The sequence below is a fragment of the Niabella aurantiaca DSM 17617 genome, from assembly GCF_000374125.1.
Classification (GTDB): Bacteria; Bacteroidota; Bacteroidia; order Chitinophagales; family Chitinophagaceae; genus Niabella; species Niabella aurantiaca.
The window spans coordinates 84,299-103,386 of sequence record NZ_KB893625.1 but is presented as its reverse complement, the minus strand read 5'-3'; the positions used below and the strand labels follow the sequence as shown (position 1 = coordinate 103,386).

11 protein-coding genes are annotated in these 19,088 nt (G+C 46.3%); 6 read left to right on the top strand and 5 right to left on the bottom strand.

Going from position 1 to position 19,088, the window contains the following annotated elements; genetic code table 11:
* Window positions 1–245 precede the first annotated feature (245 nt).
* The 6 genes from B160_RS0100460 to hepC all read left to right on the top strand — a co-directional run bounded on the left by B160_RS0100460 (window position 246) and on the right by hepC (window position 9,845).
* Complete coding sequence (locus B160_RS0100460) at window positions 246–1,610, top strand: fimbrillin family protein (protein WP_018625863.1); 1,365 nt, start codon at window positions 246–248, stop codon at window positions 1,608–1,610.
* Between the two features lie 328 nt (window positions 1,611–1,938).
* The gene (locus B160_RS0100450) at window positions 1,939–3,129 is read left to right on the top strand and encodes a glycoside hydrolase family protein (RefSeq protein ID WP_018625862.1); all 1,191 of its coding nucleotides are present in this window, start codon (window positions 1,939–1,941) and stop codon (window positions 3,127–3,129) included.
* Window positions 3,130–3,338: 209 nt separating this feature from the next.
* Window positions 3,339–4,784: a fimbrillin family protein gene (locus B160_RS0100440; protein WP_018625860.1), complete on the top strand. Its 1,446-nt coding sequence runs from the start codon at window positions 3,339–3,341 to the stop codon at window positions 4,782–4,784.
* A 199-nt stretch (window positions 4,785–4,983) separates the two neighbouring features.
* Window positions 4,984–6,195 carry a clostripain-related cysteine peptidase gene (locus tag B160_RS0100435; protein WP_211218023.1) on the top strand — a complete coding sequence of 404 codons (1,212 nt, stop codon included), beginning with the start codon at window positions 4,984–4,986 and terminating at the stop codon, window positions 6,193–6,195.
* A gap of 103 nt (window positions 6,196–6,298) precedes the next feature.
* Window positions 6,299–7,843, top strand: coding sequence for a fimbrillin family protein (locus B160_RS30375; RefSeq protein ID WP_018625858.1), 1,545 nt, complete (start codon window positions 6,299–6,301; stop codon window positions 7,841–7,843).
* Window position 7,844: 1 nt separating this feature from the next.
* The gene (gene hepC / locus B160_RS0100420; RefSeq protein WP_018625857.1) at window positions 7,845–9,845 is read left to right on the top strand and encodes a heparin-sulfate lyase HepC; all 2,001 of its coding nucleotides are present in this window, start codon (window positions 7,845–7,847) and stop codon (window positions 9,843–9,845) included.
* A 256-nt stretch (window positions 9,846–10,101) separates the two neighbouring features.
* On the opposite strand, the gene B160_RS0100415 is transcribed toward hepC, so the two are convergent.
* The 5 genes from B160_RS0100415 to B160_RS0100395 all read right to left on the bottom strand — a co-directional run bounded on the left by B160_RS0100415 (window position 10,102) and on the right by B160_RS0100395 (window position 19,070).
* Window positions 10,102–12,084 (bottom strand): FG-GAP repeat domain-containing protein, encoded by a 1,983-nt coding sequence (locus B160_RS0100415; RefSeq protein WP_018625856.1) that lies wholly within the window; start codon window positions 12,082–12,084, stop codon window positions 10,102–10,104.
* A gap of 2 nt (window positions 12,085–12,086) precedes the next feature.
* Window positions 12,087–13,985 (bottom strand): FG-GAP repeat domain-containing protein, encoded by a 1,899-nt coding sequence (locus B160_RS30370; protein WP_157557836.1) that lies wholly within the window; start codon window positions 13,983–13,985, stop codon window positions 12,087–12,089.
* Window positions 13,986–14,083: 98 nt separating this feature from the next.
* Window positions 14,084–16,069 carry an FG-GAP repeat domain-containing protein gene (locus B160_RS28010; RefSeq protein WP_018625854.1) on the bottom strand — a complete coding sequence of 662 codons (1,986 nt, stop codon included), beginning with the start codon at window positions 16,067–16,069 and terminating at the stop codon, window positions 14,084–14,086.
* 5 nt (window positions 16,070–16,074) lie between these two features.
* Window positions 16,075–18,063, bottom strand: coding sequence for a DUF5017 domain-containing protein (locus B160_RS28005; protein ID WP_018625853.1), 1,989 nt, complete (start codon window positions 18,061–18,063; stop codon window positions 16,075–16,077).
* Between the two features lie 35 nt (window positions 18,064–18,098).
* Window positions 18,099–19,070, bottom strand: coding sequence for a DUF5017 domain-containing protein (locus B160_RS0100395; protein WP_040679192.1), 972 nt, complete (start codon window positions 19,068–19,070; stop codon window positions 18,099–18,101).
* Window positions 19,071–19,088 lie beyond the last annotated feature (18 nt).

Below are 19,088 nucleotides of genomic sequence, written 5' to 3'. Positions count from 1 at the left end.
GCCTGGCCGATCCGCTGAGCCCGCTGGCGGGCGGTACCTCAGAAAAAAGTGAAAAACAGAGGACATCCATGTCTTCCAGTACCTCATTTCAACAAAATTGAATGGGAATTATCAAAAATCGAAAGGCTGCCCTTTCCCTATACGCTACTTTTACCGGGTCAGGAGGCGGGAATTTTTTCTGAAGGACCGCTATTTTTTGTAACGATTCACTATCCATTATTGCCACTGATCCAAAAATTTATAAAATGAGTTTTAAAGCCAAAATTTTATTACCGGGCCTGCTGTTGTGGATGGCACTGGCGTTTTCCTGTAAAAAAGACGACCCGACCAAATGGGAACCGGCTACCCCCGTAACGCCGACCGGAAAAGCGGAACTGTTTACCTCGGTATTTGCCAAAACTGCTATTAGCCGGATAGATACGGCCGGCTGGCAGCCGGGCAACAGCATGGGTATTACCATGCTCCGGTTAAGTGACAGCGTCGTGGTGACGGGCAATAAAAAATACAGCCCCGGCGCCGATGGCACACTGACACCTCAAACCGGGGAGCTGATCAGCTACCCTGCGAATGGTACCCTGGTAAATTTTGTGGCATACTACCCTTTTCAGGCCGGTGCAGATTCAGTATATAAAGTGGACCTGAATAACCAGGCAGATTTTAATGTGTTAGACCTGGTCTATGCCGCACCCGTTACCAATTTTAGCGTGGAAAGCCACACCGTTCCCCATTTAAAATTTGAGCACCAGCTGGCCAAAGTTGTCGTACACGTTACCAAATCGCCCCGCCAGCCGGCCAGTTTTGAAAACATGGAGGTAACGGTTAAAGAGATGACCGCCACTGCCGGTTTTAACCTGAAAACGGGCAATTTTGAAAATAAGGTCAGCGCCGATATAAAACCGGTGGTAACGCCCGTTGCCGGTAAGGCCGATGCGTATACAGTTACGTTCCTGGTAATCCCCGAAAGGATTGAAGGTAAAATGATCACCTTTAAACTCAATTCCGGCAAGGTGCTGGAATGGGCATTCCCCCTGGGCGCTGCGGCTACAAAGGGCAATACGCTGGAAGTGGATGCCGTGATCGGCGAGCCTATTGAACGACTGGTATTTGCGGAAGGTTTTGGCACGGCAAATGTAAGCGCTAACCCCAGCTTTAACAGCTATACCGGCTATGATAACGGGTTGGGATTAACCATTACCGGCAATGGCCAGGTAAGATCCGGCGGTAACGGTTTTGAGAGCAATACCGCCCGGTTTGCCAATACCGAGCAAAATCTTAAGATAGAAGGCATCAATACCGATGGCTATTCAGATTTAAAATTACAGTTCAGTATTGTTTCCACTAACGCAAAAGCTACCGTTCCGGTGGATCTTAAAGAGCTTATTGCAATAAGTTATAATGGCGTTGCCGGGCTGGAAAGCCAGATCCCCAGCACAATAAGCTATAGCAGTAACGCGGCGGGCATATATACCTTCGAAATTGACCTGAGCGCCCTGCCGGCCGGTCCCACAGGTACAGTGGAAATTATCGGGAACAAGGGTTATACGAGCGCCGATCCGAAGCCAAACGGATTCTTCCGGATCGATGATGTAAAACTATCCGGCGCAAAATAAAAGCGTATGCAGCTAAAAGAGGGGATGTCTTTTTGAGACATCCCTTTTAATTAAACAGAAGGCCCTTCCGGCACCCGGTTTCAGAATGCTGATCTTTGCTTATTCGCGGATAGCTACAATATCAAAAATGCCAGCGGCACCGTTATCCACCCGGCAACAGCTCCAATGTTGCTGAAAAACCATCGCAGGCATTCAACCGGCCATTACGGTTGCCCGTTTTTCATCAAAATTTAAACAAAAAAATGCATTTCTGAAAGCCATCGCTTTTATAACACCCTACTTTTATTGCCGGTCGATCATTATACTGAATCATTTTTAATTATCCTTTATGTACAAACGATTAGCGGCCCTTTTAGCCGGCATCGCCTTTACCGCAACCTCTTTTTCCCAAACGGCTCCGGCCTGGTTTACCAACGCCACCCGTAACATTGATGAACAACTTTCCAAAGCCGCCGAAGTGTATACCCCCGGCCAAAACCCACGTTCTGTAACCTGTGGTACCGTGCGTTTGGCCAATTACCGCGACTGGACAACCGGCTTTTTCCCCGGCAGTCTCTGGTATGGATATGAGCTTACCGGCAATAAGGCCCTGGCAACGGCCGCCAGACGTTTTACCCTGGCGCTGGACTCCATACGTTATCTTACCAATACCCACGACCTGGGTTTTATGCTCTATTGTTCTTACGGGAATGCGTACCGCATAACCAAGGACCATACCTACCTGCCGGTTTTGCAGGACGGCGCCAGGCACCTGGCCGCCCGCTTCAGTCCCAAAACAGGCGTTATCCGCAGCTGGGACTTTGGCAAATGGCGTTACCCGGTAATTATAGATAATATGATGAACCTGGAGTACCTGTACTGGGCCGCCGGCCAGTTTAAGCAGCCCGGCTACACCAAGATTGCCAGTACCCATGCCATCACCACGATGAAGAATCATTTCCGGAAAGATTACAGCAGCTATCATGTGGTCGATTATGACCCCACTACCGGCAAGGTACTGAGCAAGGGCACCCACCAGGGTGTTACCAACGAAAGCGCCTGGGCGCGCGGCCAGGCCTGGGGCCTGTATGGCTATGCCATGTGCTATGCCCAGACCAAAAACCCGGCGTTTTTAACACAGGCAAAGCATATTGCCTCTTTTATCATGAACCACTCCAATATGCCAAAAGACAAAGTGCCCGTTTGGGATTTTGATGTGCACAATGCTTACGATGTGGACGAGGATGGGCGTGCACCGCGTGATGCCTCGGCAGCAGCAGTAATTGCCAGCAGCCTGCTGGACCTGAGCACCGAAGTAAAAGATGGCAAAATGTATTTTGATTATGCCGAGGATATTTTAAAATCACTTTCGTCCGATAAATACCTGGCTGCTCCCGGTGATAATCATTTTTTCATATTGAAACACAGCGTAGGCGCCTTCCTGTTCAATTCGGAAATAGACACACCCATTAATTACGCCGATTATTACTACCTGGAGGCGCTGAAAAAATATGCCGCAATAAAGAAGATAAAACGATGAACTTGTTTAAACTTTTTCTTTTTTGATGAATAGATTTAATGTTCCCGTTGATTTTCGCGGATTCATGTTCATTGCAGATGCCCGCAGATTGATTTTCGCGGAGAATCAGCAGACCATCGGCGCTTACCTGCGGGAAATACATATCATAACATAAGTTTAAACAAGTTTGATAAACGCCCTCCATTTGAATAACTAAAAACTAAAAAACGATGTACAAAAAGGCACAAATTTTACCATTGGCTGCTGGGCTGATGATGGTAGCCACTGCATCCTGCAAAAAAGATGATGTAAACAATGGTCCCGGAACCACGCCCGGAGGCAACAAACTGCAATTTACTTCATCCATTGGAGCCAATACCGGCACGAAGGCAACGGGCAACGCCTGGGAAGCTAACGATGCGATCGGCCTATTTATGAATGCGGCAACGGGCGGATCCGGCCTGGCCGCTAACAAGCAGTTCACCACCACCGGCGATGGCAATTTTACCGAAGTAGGCGGCCCCACCACCTACCCTTCCGATGGCAGTGCTGTAAACTTCCTGGCTTATTACCCCTATAACGCAGCTTTAACCGGCACCAGCTATGCGGTAAATGTAGCTTCCCAAACCAACCCCGCCGCCATTGACCTGATGTACTCCTCCAACGCTACCGGCTTTAGCAAAACCAGCACATCAACGCCCAACCTGGCATTTGCCCACGAGTTATCAAAATTAGAAATAACGATCAAACCCGGTACCGGTCTGGCCAGCGTAGCCGGCGTAACTGCCGAGCTGCAGGATCAAAACACCACGGCCAGCTTCGACCTGGCAACAGGCACACTGGGCACCGGTGCCAGCCCTGCCACCATTAACGCAAAAATGGAAACCGGCGGTACCGACCCTGTAGCCACGGCTATTTTACTGCCCCTAGCCGATGCAGCGGGCAAAAAAATAATCTTTACCCTGAATGGTGTAAGCTATACTTGGACCCTGCCTGCCGGCGCCAGATCAGAAGCCGGTAAGAAACACAGTTATACCGTTGCCCTTAATGGCACAGCCCCCTCCACCACCGTGGTATTACTGGGCGCCGCTACCATTACCAACTGGGTAGACGTACCCGGCGGCAGCACCACGCTGGATCCTGATGTTGTCATACCCCCGCCTGCCTTACAAACGATCTTTACCGAAAGCTTTGGAACGGCGGATGCAAGCGCTAACCCCAGTTTTACCAATTACACCGGTTACGACAATGGTGTAGGATTAACTTTTAGCGGAAGCGGCCAGGTAAGAGTAACCGGCAATGGCATGCCCACACCCGGTAATACCGGACGCTTTAGCGGCAGCCCGGACCAAAATTTAAAAATAGAAGGGATCAATACAAGCGGATTCAGCAATTTAAAGCTGTCCTTTAAAATAGGGCCATCCAATACGGCATCTGCTTCCAACAATATTGATATGGACACCATCGTTACCGTAAGCTACAATAATAGCAATTATACTTTTCCCAGCACGGTTTTTTCAGGCACCAACACTCCGGCAGACGTTCAAATAGACTTGAGCGCCGCAGCCGCGAGCGCAACGGGCATTTTGGAAATCACCGGGCACAAAGGTGCTGCAGCCGGAACCAACGGGACCTTCTTCCGGATAGATGATCTGAAACTGGAGGGTGCCCAATAGTCATCCGATCAAAAAAGTAACTTTTATTCAGCAAAGGCTGTCCGTGGGGATGGCCCTTGCTTTTTTAATTTATCAAGCCTTCCTTTCATTTTCAAAACCGCACAATCACGGTGTCCGGGGATCTATTCATAGCTACAACGCTCAATTATTTCTTAACTTCATCCAAACAAAGCCGTTTCAAAAATCCATCAACCCATAAATGAACCTATACTTCGTCCAGGATCAATTTGTACGCCTTTATACTTCGTCTTTGCTCAATATAAGGAAAAGTCGATCACTTTTTTACCCGTTGCTCAGTATAAAGCTCATCTTATATTTTTTGTGGGTGCCGCTGCTGCTTCTTTTTTCCTGCCGCAAAAACGATGTAAAGCCCCTGGCTTCCAAAGTAGTAATGATCTACATGTCGGCCAACAACAGCCTGGCGTCCAATGCCTTTACCAATATCAATCAAATGGAGGAAGGATTTACGGGTATCAACGGCAAGCTGATCGTATACGCCAAGATCTTTGGCCAGCAGCCCTGCCTCTACGAAATTTCGCATGATACGGGACCCGAGATCACCAGCCGCAAGGTAAAAATATATAATGACCATGATGCATCCGACCCCGCTATTATGAAAATGGTGTTCAATGATATGGAATCTTTGTATCCTGCCAGGTCTTATGGCGCCATACTCTGGAGCCATGCCACCAACTGGCTCCCCAAAACGGCTACCGTGGCACTGCGTTCGTTCAGCGATGACGGCGGCAGCAAAATGGACGTGCAAAGCCTGAAAACCGCACTCCCCGACAACCTCGAATACCTTGTTTTTGATGCCTGCTCCATGGCATCGGTGGAAGTCATGTATGAGTTGAAAGACAAAGCAACCTATATACTGGCCTCGCCCACCGAAGTACTGAGCGTGGGCCTGCCTTATAACCTGGTAGAAAAATACCTCTTTGATGCCGCGCCGGAGCAGGGGCTGCGCCAGGTGGCAGGCACTTACTATAATTACTATCTGTCTCAAAGCGGCAACCTGCAATCCGCTACTTATTCGTTAATAAAAACCAGTGAGCTCGATGCGCTGGCAAAGGCGGCCAAAAACCTGTTTTACGGCCATCCTTTTGCTTACCCTGATTTCAAAAGAAGCGAGATCCAACGACTGGATTTTGACTCCAATTCCCTTACTGCGGGGTTTGATTTTTTGGATTTTTTGAATAAAAATTTTGACGCGGCTGACCTCACCACTGTACAAACGGCCATGAACCAAACGGTGCTGTACAAGGTGCATACCCCCGGCTTCCTCGGCAAGCCCATCCATACCTTTTCGGGGCTTTCCTGCTATATTCCCATAGCCGCAAACGAATGGGCGCATCCTTTTTACCGGACCCTGGGCTGGTACCTGGCAGCAGGGGTTGATAAACTATTTTGAGAGCCGGGGCGGCCCGTTTCGACAAAATTGAAAGGCTTTTAACCATTTTTAAAAGTACCGGCGGCGGTTAACTCCTATTTTTATAAGATATAACTACTTGCAAATGAATAAACGGTTAATAAACCCGGTTGCAACATTGCTTTATGCGATATTGTTCCTGGTTGCCTGCCAAAAAAAAGACGCCCGGGCTGGTATACCAGGTACGGGCAGTGTGATCCGGTTCACGTCCGCCGTAGATGACAAAGCCGTCACCAAAGCCAATGGAAATACCTGGGATACGAACGACAGTATTGGCGTATTTATGAACGCCGCTCCGGGCGGAGCTAACCTGGCTGCCAATAAAAGATATACCACAACAGGTGATGGCAATTTTACAGCTCAGGGTGGCAATGCCCTCAGCTACCCCGAAGATGGCAGCAGCGTAAATTTCAGCGCGTATTATCCATACCAACCTGCTTTAGCCGGTAGTATTTACAAAATAAACCTGGCCAACCAAAGCAACCCGCAGGTTATCGACCTGATGTATTCCAGCAACGCCACCAACTTTAGCAAGGCCAGCACTGCCAACCCCAGTTTAAATTTTGAGCACCAGCTGGCCAGGGTAACGCTTACGGTACAATCGGGCAACGGCGCTGCGCTTGATGGTCTCGATGCCGTTTTTCAGAGCTTAAATACCCAGGCAGATTTTAATCTTGCCAGCGGTTCGCTTTCCGCCGGTACAGCAGCTGCCGATGTCCCGGCCAATGTAACCATCAGTGGTGCCACGCAAACAGTAACCGCCATCCTCCTGCCCCTTGCCGATGCAGCCGGTAAAAAAGTACGGTTTACCCTGCCATCGGGCAGTACGTATACCTGGACCTTCCCGGCAGGCGCCAAATTTGAAAAAGGCAAGAGCTACAACTACACCATTACCTTGCAAAATGCCACTTCGTCCCGGTTATTGATGGATATGAATTATGAGGATGGTATGCTTAACGGAGGTATACCGGACATTGGGGTTACGAACGCCACAGCGGCGGATGCAGCGTACCTGGTATCGCCGGGCGCAACCGGCAACTACGCCATTGCCCACAAAATAGTATATGGCGACAGCGGTTATTACTCTGACGGCTCCTGGCGCAGCGAAAGCGCTACAGCAGCCTATAAGCCCAATGGCCGTTTTGCTCCGGGGGATGTACGGCGATATGAGTTTAGCGTGTACCTGAAGGACTGGACGCCCTGGGTTACCGAACCGATCCACGAAACGAATATCTTTCAGTTAAAAGTATCCGGCAATGCGGAAACCAATTCGGGCGTGCCGCTGCAGATGCGCGTGGCCAGAAATGCACTACGGCTGCGGTACGTGGACAACGAGCGGGTGTATAACTTTTTATCGGATGTGCGTCCCTATTACAATCAATGGATCCATTTCAGGATAGATGTAAAGTGGACGGCCCGAACCGACCTTACCGGCTACATTAAAACCTATATGAAGCTGCCGGGTGAAAACAATTTTAAATTGGTGGATGAAAGAACCAATTATGGCACATTTGCCGGCGACCCCAGTATTGGAAACATTGGCTATATTAAATGGGGCCTGTACGGTTTGCAGGAAGGGCTTACCCGCATTGTTTATCATGATGATATAAGAATTTATAAACTGAATTAGAATGCCGTTTAAAAAAACAACAGGAACAAAAAGAGGAATGATCATGGCACTGCTCCTGCTGCTGATGGGCAGCACCCATGCGCAGGGGCCATTGAACAAGGAAAGCTTTAACATCGTCAACCTTGGCTACCCAGGCCTGGAAAGAACAAAAATGGCTTTTGATGCCGGCCGTTACAGGGATGCAGCCGCGGAACTTTTGAAATATTACCGGCAAAAAAACAAGGGTGGCAATACTGCAGGATCAGATAAAGTGAGCAAACAAACAAAAGAATCGGCCGACAACGCCCTGCTGCACCACTTTAAACCGCATAAGGGATATGGCTATTTCGATTATGGAAAAGACATTAACTGGCAGTACTGGCCGGTAAAAGATAATGAAGTGCGCTGGCAGCTGCACCGGGTAAAATGGTGGGCCGATATGGCGCAGGTGTACCAGGCCACCGGCGATGAAAAATATGCGCGGGAATGGATGGCGCAGTTTAGCGACTGGGCAAAAAAGAACCCGCTGGGCCTGTCAAAAGACAACGACCGTTTTGCCTGGCGTGCGCTGGAAATATCAGAAAGACTGAACAACCTGCGCGCCGCCTTTACCGCATTCGTCCGCTCACCCAATTTCACCCCGGCGTTCTTACTGGAATTTTTAAATAACTACCAGCATCAGACCAACTACCTGTCGCACCACTATGCCACCGAAGGCAACCATCGTCTTTTTGAGGCGCAACGGGTACTGACGGCCGGCACTTCGTTTCCCGAATATACTACCGCCGAAACCTGGAGGAACAGTGGCGTTGCCGTATTAAACGATGAAATAAAAAAGCAGGTGTATGCCGATGGTATGCAATGGGAACTGTCGATCAACTACCACGTGGCCATGATCAATACCTTTATTAATGCGTTACGGTCCGCCCAGGAAGCGGGAATGGATCATGTATTTCCTGCCAGTTACAAACAAACCGTAGAAAAAATGATCCTGGCAACCATCAGCATTTCTTTCCCCGACTATACCTACCCCATGTATGGGGATGCCAAAATGCAGGACAAAAGGGGAATGCTGAAATCCTACAAAAGCTGGGCAAAAGTTTTCCCGGACAATGTGGTCATTCAATACTTTGCAACAGACGGCAAAAAAGGAAAGCAACCTTCTTTTCTTTCCCGAGGGCTTACCGATGCCGGTTTTTATACCTTTAGAAACGGCTGGAACAATGATGCCACCGTAATGGTTTTAAAAGCCAGCCCTCCCGGGAAATTTCATGCGCAGCCCGATAACGGCACTTTTGAGCTTTGGATAAAGGGCCGCAATTTTGCCCCCGACGCCGGGTCCTTCGTATATAGCGGTGATGCAGCCATTATGCAAATGCGCGAATGGTACCGCCAGACCCGTATTCACAATACCCTTACGCTGGATAACAAAAACATGGTCATCACCAAGGCTCACCTCGATAAATGGAAGACAGCCGCACGGCCCCCTTCTGATTCCCTCAAAGGAGAAAAAGAAAATGGAATGGATCTGCTTACTTATACCAATCCCAGCTATAAAGGGCTCGATCATCAGCGCAGCGTGCTCTTTATTGATCAGAAATATTTTTTGATCATTGACAAGGCCATCGGCAAGGCCACCGGTGTACTGGATGCCCATTTTGTATTAAAGGAAGACAGCAACCCAGTATACGACCAGGCCTTGAACAGGGTATATACCACCTACAGTGATGGCAACAATTTATTAATTCAAAATCTGAACAAAGATAAAATCCGGCTGAAAGAAGAAGAAGGAAAAGTATCCTATTCCTACCGCCAGGAACTGCCACGCCCCTTATTTGCATTTGAAAAACCAAAGGCTGATGCGCAAACACAAACATTTATTACGATTCTGTATCCCTACAGCGGTAGTAAAGCTCCGGCAATATCCTTAAAAGAAAATGCAGGGAATGATCTTGTAAACGGGAAGATCGATATTACGCTCACGGTGGATGGCGTGAACAAAAAGATAACTACGACCCTATAGGAACTGCAGATACAAAAAGGATCCACAAGGTACAAAGAGCAATATCAGACAAAAATGTTTCTTCGTTCTTTTTATGACTGCTCCTTGATGATCTTTGATACCAGATGCGCTCACCGGCCCGGCCGGATAAACGCATCCGCGTCATACGTTTAAGTATTCAAATAAGATTTTTTATTTTAAAACAGCCTCTTACGAACCTAAAAAAAGCTATGGCCTTTTATTCATTATTGTCCGCCAGACCTACATGAACCGGCTGTTATTGATTCTTTTTATTCTTTAAATAATATAAAAAGCCGTCTTCAGCGCCCACCAGCAAATCTCTTTCAGGCCCTCTATGCCAGTCCACTGTTGTCGGGCTCGTGTCATGGCCGGCTAATCGTAATTGGCCGGTCTTTCCTTTGCCCCTCAATTGCACTTTCCCGTTTTTTATGCCTTCATTCTTTAAAAAAGATACATTCATGCTGTTTACCAAAAAGTCGGGTTTGCCATCTCCATCCCAATCAGCAATAGTAAATTTCCTCCGTCCGCTTTGCCCAAATTTTCCATTATTTAACTGTAACAAGCCGGTAGCAGGGCTCAAAGAATCCCTGGAATGCCTTTGATCAAATACGGAGCCATTGATCGCTTCGAAAATGCGCTGGCCGGGTTTCAACATCCATTCATTCCCCTTTTTAAATCTTTCAAAATAGGACAAGTAACCCGCCGTGTCTAATAGAATCAGATCTGTAAGTCCATCTTTATTCCAATCTATCGCAAACGGTGTAGTTCGCCACTGTGTTACTAATGTTCCAGGTTGGGGGCTCCACCAAATCCACGAAGGTTTGGGAACGGTTTTCCCCGGCCAGTCTACTTTTACGCCCTGTGCCTTAGCCAGCTTTGGTGCTTTTTCTGTGCCGGTATTTTTAAACCACTCTATTTTCCCCCAAATGGAATTTACAATTATATCCTTCAATCCGTCCCCGTCCCAATCGGCCACAGATAAAGTAGTATAACCCCATTTTGCTTCGGCGGGCCCCTGTATGGAACCATTTTTTCCAGCCTGAATGCGTATTACTTCTCCTTCACTTTTCAACAATACCGGTTTTGCCCAGCGCGGCATGCCATTATACATTCCCAGGTTTTCGATAAAACCAATATAGCCTGCCGAATTACCACAGATCAGATCTTCATCTCCATCACCATCCCAATCCACACTAAATGGTGTTACAAGGGCACCAAATTTTACGTCCGCTGCTTCCTGCTGAAAATATCTTGCCGATTTAAACACCGGCATGCTATTTTCCACTTTACCGGTATTTTCTATTAATGCCACTCTCCCATCCTCATCTCCCACCACCAAATCCGTTAACCCATCTTTATTCCAGTCAACAGCAACCGGAATGATCATTTCCAGATCCATAGAAATAACACCCTTCTCATTTTTCAAATATCTCCCCTTTGAAAATACAGGCCGGGCCCGCGTACCAATATTTTCAAAGTAAGTAAGCTTGTCCAAAAATTCACCGCAAATCAGATCTAAATCGCCATCGCCGTCAAAATCCGCCATATTGGGTGTTGGCGCGCCAAACACATCCAGATCTTTTCCGTTAACCTGCAGCCGGCCTTTGTTTTGATATGTTCCATTCACATTCTCCAGTAAATAAACATATCCATGTAAAGGCCCCCGCGTCCACTCTCCTTTACTATTAAAAGCATTATCCCATCCATAATCACCCCAGTCGTCCACCCCGATTAAAATATCCGGATCTCCGTCACTGTCATAATCCACATACTTCCACTGATTGAAACGATTCTTTCCTTTTATATCCCTGAGTACTTCTTTTGCCGGAAACAAGTCCTTTTTTTGACGCTCAAACTGATTGAGAAAGTCGGTCAGCTCAGCGCCCGGTATCAGCAGCCTTGGCCTGCCATCCACATAGGAAACCTGAATATCTTTTATCGATTTATTTAACCATTTAGGTTTGGCAAATACAGGAAATGCATCCCCGCTGGTATTTTCAAAAAGGTAAATCCCATTATAGGGTTTTCCCTGACTGGACACCAGCAGATCCATATCACCATCACCATCATAATCCAGCGGAATAGGCCAGCCCCAAAGCCCCACTCCTAAATCCACCACCAGACCGGGGTTATTATATTTCAGCAATTGAAAATCGCCGGGGGCACCTTCGGGCTTTTGCGCCTGTACATCGTTTAACAAAAATGTACTTACGAAAACCAATATTTGTATTTTCCTCATAATTACCAGCTTAAATCTTTTCTTTGATAATACATATAAACACCTTTTTCAATACCTACAATTAAATTCAGCGTTCCCTTATCTCCCAAATACCCCGTCGTTGGAGCGCAATCATGGACGCCAAATAACATTACACGCCCTTTATATTTCATCATTTTGGGAAACTCGAAGACAGGCGCTTTGTCTGTACCCGAATTGCGCAGAAAAAGAACGGCGCCCCCTTCATTTTTTTTACCCCAGTTATAAGGAAGCCCTGTTTTGGGGTTCGGAATAGCATTAGACCGGCCTGTTCCTACAAGCAAATCGGTTACACCATCTAAATCCCAATCTACCAGATGTATATTGGCACGCCCCACCTGCCCTCCGGGGCGGCGGTTCGCTTTAATAAAACTACCATCTTCCAGCTTTAACTTCCCCCCATCTTCTACATTGTAATCATCGATTCTCCAATACAAATGAAACTCATTATCCTTATCTAAAATAATATAGGCCATTCTGTTGCCCAGCTTTCCGGCTCCGGGTTTTACTCTCCAGCCCCCATGCATATTCATCCCTCCTACATACAAAGATTCTTCAGGCTCCAGTAGCGGTTCCGTTTTTCTTCCCCGGTTTATGTAAACCATAAACTTACCCCTGCTATCGCCCGTAAGAATATCAGGCAGACCATCTTCATTCCAGTCTGTTATGGTTGGGCAGGTATAACCCCATCGGGCTTCACCCGGCCCCTGAATATCTTCGCGATAGCCGGGTTGTATATGAATCACCTCACCCCCCGCGTTTAAAAACACCGGAGGCAAATAAACAGGATTTTTATTCGACCCGTCATTTTTAAAGAAAATAATATAGCCCGCCGAATTACCCGAGATAATATCCAGCAACCCGTCGCCATCCCAATCTGTCAATTCCGGCACTACCAGCGAACCACCGTACAATTCAGGATTTCTTTGCATTACTGCTATCGGCTCATTAAAAATCAAATTCCCTTTTTTGTCTTTCCGGGCTGTATTTTTATAATAGGCTATTCCTCCTTCGCCAGATACCAATATCCCTTCCTGCCGTTCGTTGAACTTCACATAACCGGCATAAGCATGAATCGTAGGACTACGCAGGATATTATGCCTCTCATCCACTACATATTTCCTTTCTGCAGAAAAAGGAGCTCCATTGATTTTATACGCGAACATATTTCCCATCCGGGTACCGGCAATGGCATAGGTTTCCTTCCTATCATTATAGAATGTTATAGCGCTGTAATTGAAGTAGGTTTCATCCGGCGATGATAATTGCCGCGCTTTTACAGAGGCAGCGACCGCAATATCATTTATCAAAGCACCGTAAATACCCGACCGGGGTAATGTTGCCGGCCAGAAACCTTCAGGTGTGTAATATAAACTGTCGAATTTCATTTCTTTTTCTCCTTCCGGTCTTTTTTCACTGATGCCAAACAGCATCACTTTTTTCCCATTTGGCAACTGCCCTATGCCCAAACCGGAATAACCAGAAGGAAGCCCCTTGATTGCAATCAGCCTTTTTTCTCCAAAACGAAGCTTGTTTTTATTGAATTCAGCCATAACAAGATTCATTCCGAATTGCCAAATACCCCATATTTTGTTGTTCGCATCCTGAAAGATTGTGCCACGCTTATCACCTGTTTCCGGAAAGGGCAACGCCAGCTTTACGGGTGCTGCGTAAACAGGATTTCCTTTGTCAGTAAATCCTTCAAAATAATACAGATATGTGCCGATATTTCTTTTATCGCTTTGCAGGAACAAAGCCGGGGGCCGATTCTTTTCCAGAACAGCCGTTCCCATAACATAGCCGGTTAAAGAAGGCAATGCAAACGCTCCCGGTGATTTCCCTTTGACAGGTGCACCACTCGTTAATACAGGTGTGTCATCCATAGTTTTTTGTGCCATCCCCGGCAATACATAAAGCATGCATATTAACAGCATCAATCCCTTGCTCCTTAAGCAATCATGTATTTTACAGCTCCGCTTCATTACCAGCTCAAATCTTTTCTTTGGTAAAAAATATATTTCCCATTTTCCTCACCTATCAACATATTCAGGGTATTGCCCGGACCGAAATAACCAGTTGTCACACCGCACTCATGCCCACCATGCAAAATAGGTTTGCCATTAAAAAGCAGGGGTTTGGGATACGCGTAAACGGGCTTCTCTTCCGTTCCCATATTCTTCAGGAACAAAGGCGTAGCGCCTCTTTGAGGAAAATGAAAAGGATAACCTTTTGCCGGTTCCGGAATGGATTGTTTGCCATAGGTTCCCAGCAACAGGTCTTTCACGCCATCGCCATCCCAATCTGCTATTTCTATTCTTGTTCTTCCCACTGCGCCTCCCGGTAAGCGGGCGCCTTTGATCGTACTTCCATCTTCGAGCTTTAATTTGCCCCCCTCCGCGACGTTGTATTCATCTATCTGCCAGTACAAATGCAGTTCATCCTCTTTATCCTGATTGATAAAAGCCATTGTTTTACCCAATTTACCTACACCCGGCCTTACCCGCCATGAACCAAACATATCCAGGCCTTTGAAATAAATAGGCTTCGGCGATTTAAGCTTAGGCTCCCGCTTTGTTCCGGCATTGATATATACCGTAAATTTTGCGCGACTATCGCCCAATACGATATCCGGCAACCCATCGCTGTTCCAGTCTGCTACATTGGGGCAGGTATAACCCCAGCGGGCCTCTCCCGGTCCCTGGATGTCTTCCCTGTAACCCGGCTGTATATGTATCATATGGCCACCAGCCTTTAACCTGACCGGATTGATCATTTGAGGAACTTCATTGGTTCCTTTGTTCTTAAAAAACAAAATATAACCAGATGAGGTACCGGAGATGATATCCAATACGCCATCACCATCCCAATCTACCAGGGTGGGAACTACAAGCGACCCTCCGTAAAGTAACGGATCCTCCTGCAGCAGCGGCACCGGCTCTCCGAATAAAAGGTTCCCTTTTGCATTTTGCCGCTTTTTATCAGAATAAAAATAAATACCTCCTTCACCCTGCGCTATGATACCATTTTGCCCCTGTGGCGTTTTAAAATAGTTGACAAAGCAATGGACCGTCGCATTTCTATACATATTGCCTCTTGCATCAACAATATATTTCTTATTGCTCAACTTCGTATTATTTATCATTTCATAGGCATATATATTGCCCAAACGGGATCCACTGATAAGAAATCTTTTCTTACCCTGCTCCACAAATGAAAAACCGTCAAATGAATAATAGGTCTGGTCGGAAGAAGTCAGGGGGAGCGCCTTTATAGCGGCACCATTCCACGCATTTGTCTCATATACATATATGCCGGCCTGCGGCAACGGATAAGGCCAAAACCCTTCGGGCGTATAGGGTACAACTCTTGGCCAATCGGTTGCCGGGCCAAATACGCCTTTACTCATTACACCAAAAACAAACAGGTATTTTCCATTGCTTTTCAATAACCTGAAATCACTTACCCGCGGCGGCAGGTTTGCAATATCATTTTTTAAAAATGGCTGGAAGCCGCCCTTTCTCTTATCGAACAAACTGACCTTCAAATTGCTGCCAAATTTCCACAAGGAATAAATTTTGCCATCCGTATCCTGAAAGACAATCCCCTTATTTTTACCCTTATCTTCAAAAGGCGCTTTTATTTTGACCGGTTCAGAAAAAACAGGAACGCCATTCCTGCCCATTTTTTTAAAGAGATATAAAAAAATACCCCTGAAGGATGCATTGGTGCTTTGAATCCAGAGGTCATCCACCCCATCGTCGTTGACGTCCGCCAAACCCATTGTTACAGCGCTGTAGGAAGGTAACGACATAACGCCCACTCTTCCCTCTGTAAAATTCATAAGTGGCGCGCCACTTACAGGCGTACACGCATATTGCGACCAAAGCAGATTTGCCTTAAAAAGCAGAAAGAGAAGGGTCAGTAATGCGGCATTACCATATCTTTTATTTTTGAGGTTCGCGAACATTGCTGTCACTCATATTTTAAAGGCCCGGAAATAACCCACGCCACGGTGCTCTTTGTTTTATCCTTATCGTTTCCCAGAAACTCAATCAGGTTCTCTTTTGTTCTCACCCTGTTATTTTTTTCATAGGCCCTGGACAAAGCCACGTTCCAGTTGGTATAGCGCCGGTCCACTAAAACAGTGCTGCCATTCTCCGCTTTAATATTAATGTTCGTGACCGACCATTTTGACCATATTTTATCGCTCTTTTTTTCTGCCGGCTTTGTCTTATACCTGAAAGCCAGATAAAGGGGTTTTGTCACATCAACAAAACCGGATAAATCAATGTTACCTGATGGAACATAATCCTTCCCGTAAGAGGCCCATTTTACCTTGTCGGTAATATTGATCCATTTAGCTTTAGTGATATACTGTGATTCCGCCTTCCCTTCAAAATCCTGTGATATGTATAAGTACATCTGGCTTCGCTGCCGGTTATGCCACACTTTGGAACTAAAACTTAGCAACAGCGGCTTTTTGGGTAATACAACTTTTACAGCCGACTTTTTTGTTTCGCCCACACTCCAGCTATCTGTTCTGAACGACGAGGCTGGCAGGTTATCCCTGTTAAACAGGTCTCCTATAGCCCATGCTTTAAAGGCGTAGCGAACAGCCACGGGTTGACTCACTTCCGCCGCGCTTACCTTGATTGCTCCTCTGCTCATAACGGCTTCGGCCGGGTAAAATATTTTGTCATTCCCCGCAATTTCAAAATTTACAGAACTTCCATTTTTCAGATACAATCCTTCTGCATGATCAAACGACAGAACAATTGTATTTCCCGCTACCTTCATCGATTTGTAAACCGGCCCGGAATAGGGGGTATTTTTAAACCCGTATGTTTTGTTTAATGCCTGAAAAGACAACCGTTTCCCAACCGACTCTTTATCCGGCGGATGAATAGTCGCTTCTGCTCCAATATCCGTTAAGACGGCCATTCCTGAGTTCGGGATGATTGTTTCCGCCTTTAATTGCGCCTCTCTCAAATAGGGAACAAACGGTTTTAATTTTGCTAAACTCTCAGGAAGTTTGTCGGGTGTCTTATATATATACGGAGCAATCTGAGCATAATAAAAAGGAAATTCACCAATACCCCATTCCTGTCGCCATTGCTGTACCATTGCAGGAAACAGCTTTCCATATAAATCCGGCTCATTCCGGTTTTGTTCGCCCTGATACCAGATAACACCTTTGATACCATAGCCTGCAATGGGGTGGATCATTCCATTGTATAAACCGGTCGGTTCATTTTTGCTGGAATAAGCCGAATCCGCAAACGGTTTAACATTTACAGCGGGAAATGATCTTAAAGTTTTGGCGCTCATCCATGCCTGCACAATAGTTCCACCCCAGTCTGCTTCCACAATAGCAACCGGTACATCTAATTTTTTATATAGTTCTTCTGCAAAAAAATAAGCAACTGCACTAAACGCAGGCTTGTTTTCAGGCGTCGCCTGCAACCATTTACCGGCAGCGGCAGTTAAGGGTTTTGCCCAGCTTTTATTCTCCACATTAAAAAAACGTATGTGCGCATTCGTGGGTTGCTGAATTACATCTTTCCCGTTTTCGACAACCTGGTTTCTGGGAAACCCTTTTAAAGGCATTTCCATATTGGATTGACCGGAAGCCAGCCATACTTCACCCAATAAGATATCTGACAGGATCATTTTCCCGTCTGTATCTATAATTTCAATGGTAAAAGGGCCGCCGGCTTTCGCCGTAGCAAGTCGCGTCTTCCATTCTCCGTTATCGTTAACCGATACCGTGTAAGTCTTATTATCCCAAGATGTAAGAACCGAAACCGTTTTTCTATCAGATTTCCCCCATATAGCAACATCTGATTGCCGTTGTAAAACCATCCCGTCTGAGAAAATAGAAGGCAGCGTAACGGTACTCCAGGCTAATAAGGGAAATAAAAAAAGGATCAGGAGTACTCTTGTTTTTTTTCCAACCATCATGTTTATATTAAACTAATTAAATCAGGATACAGCATCTATGGCTCAATGGTTATTTGCAGTTGCCGCACAACTTCTTTTCTGTCATCAACATTTGAATTGGCCGCAACAAAGGTCACATGATACACACCGGGCGCAGAGAAGCGATGTGCGTACCTTTTTAAAGCAGGATCGGCATAAGACTTGATTCCTACCCCATACTCATGTCCCAAATTCGTATCTTCCAAATAAACCGGGTCGCTTATGCACCACATTTCTGCAGGTATATCGTTTGTGGTAGGTCCCCGCAAAGTTACAACCGAGCTTGTAGCGCTGAAGCTGTTGGACAACCATGTATTTCCGATAAGTACAGGCTTCCAGCCTCCGTTTGTTTGATTCGTCAGCGTTCCGGATCCTACTGCATTTGTTGCATTCATCTGAAACCCCGAAAACCGCCATATATTAGCCCTGCCATTATCCACATTAGGGCGGTTCACATATTGAAATGCTATAAACAGCGGTTTGCCTTCTTGAAACAATTCTTTAATATCACTTGTACCCGAAGCATGATACGCAGTGGTACTGCTACATTCCAACGGGCACAATGTAAACCTGTCTGTTATTTCTGTCCAGGTGGCACTCTGGACAATAGCCGCAGAGTCCGCCATAGTTGCCGCCCCTGTGAAATCCAAATCGCTGCAAACCCAAATATGGAATTGATTGTCCTGGCAGTAAGACGCTGAGGCTCCGGACTGGCTTCTTACCTGGCTTGAAAAACTAATTTCCACCGCCTCAGTGGGCACAATACGATCCTGATCTTTATAGTCGTACGAATTCCCAATTTCTCCTGAATAAAAACTGATAATATCCGGTTCTCCCTCAAAATTAAAAACAATCGAGTCTCCAACATGCGCCGTAGTTCCATTAGCCGAGACCTCAAATGTTACGTCAGCGACCTCCATTGTTTTATTACAGGAAACCGAAATGCCCAGTATGATGATTATGGTTGCAAAATAATATTTAAATTTCATATCAGTTTTTTTGAATAC

Coding starts and splice junctions, on each gene's coding strand:
- B160_RS0100460 (WP_018625863.1), top strand. CDS start 246: ATGAGTTTTAAAGCCAAAATTTTATTACCGGGCCTGCTGTTGTGGATG.
- B160_RS0100450 (WP_018625862.1), top strand. CDS start 1,939: ATGTACAAACGATTAGCGGCCCTTTTAGCCGGCATCGCCTTTACCGCA.
- B160_RS0100440 (WP_018625860.1), top strand. CDS start 3,339: ATGTACAAAAAGGCACAAATTTTACCATTGGCTGCTGGGCTGATGATG.
- B160_RS0100435 (WP_211218023.1), top strand. CDS start 4,984: ATGAACCTATACTTCGTCCAGGATCAATTTGTACGCCTTTATACTTCG.
- B160_RS30375 (WP_018625858.1), top strand. CDS start 6,299: ATGAATAAACGGTTAATAAACCCGGTTGCAACATTGCTTTATGCGATA.
- hepC (WP_018625857.1), top strand. CDS start 7,845: ATGCCGTTTAAAAAAACAACAGGAACAAAAAGAGGAATGATCATGGCA.
- B160_RS0100415 (WP_018625856.1), bottom strand. CDS start 12,084: ATGAGGAAAATACAAATATTGGTTTTCGTAAGTACATTTTTGTTAAAC.
- B160_RS30370 (WP_157557836.1), bottom strand. CDS start 13,985: ATGGATGACACACCTGTATTAACGAGTGGTGCACCTGTCAAAGGGAAA.
- B160_RS28010 (WP_018625854.1), bottom strand. CDS start 16,069: ATGTTCGCGAACCTCAAAAATAAAAGATATGGTAATGCCGCATTACTG.
- B160_RS28005 (WP_018625853.1), bottom strand. CDS start 18,063: ATGATGGTTGGAAAAAAAACAAGAGTACTCCTGATCCTTTTTTTATTT.
- B160_RS0100395 (WP_040679192.1), bottom strand. CDS start 19,070: ATGAAATTTAAATATTATTTTGCAACCATAATCATCATACTGGGCATT.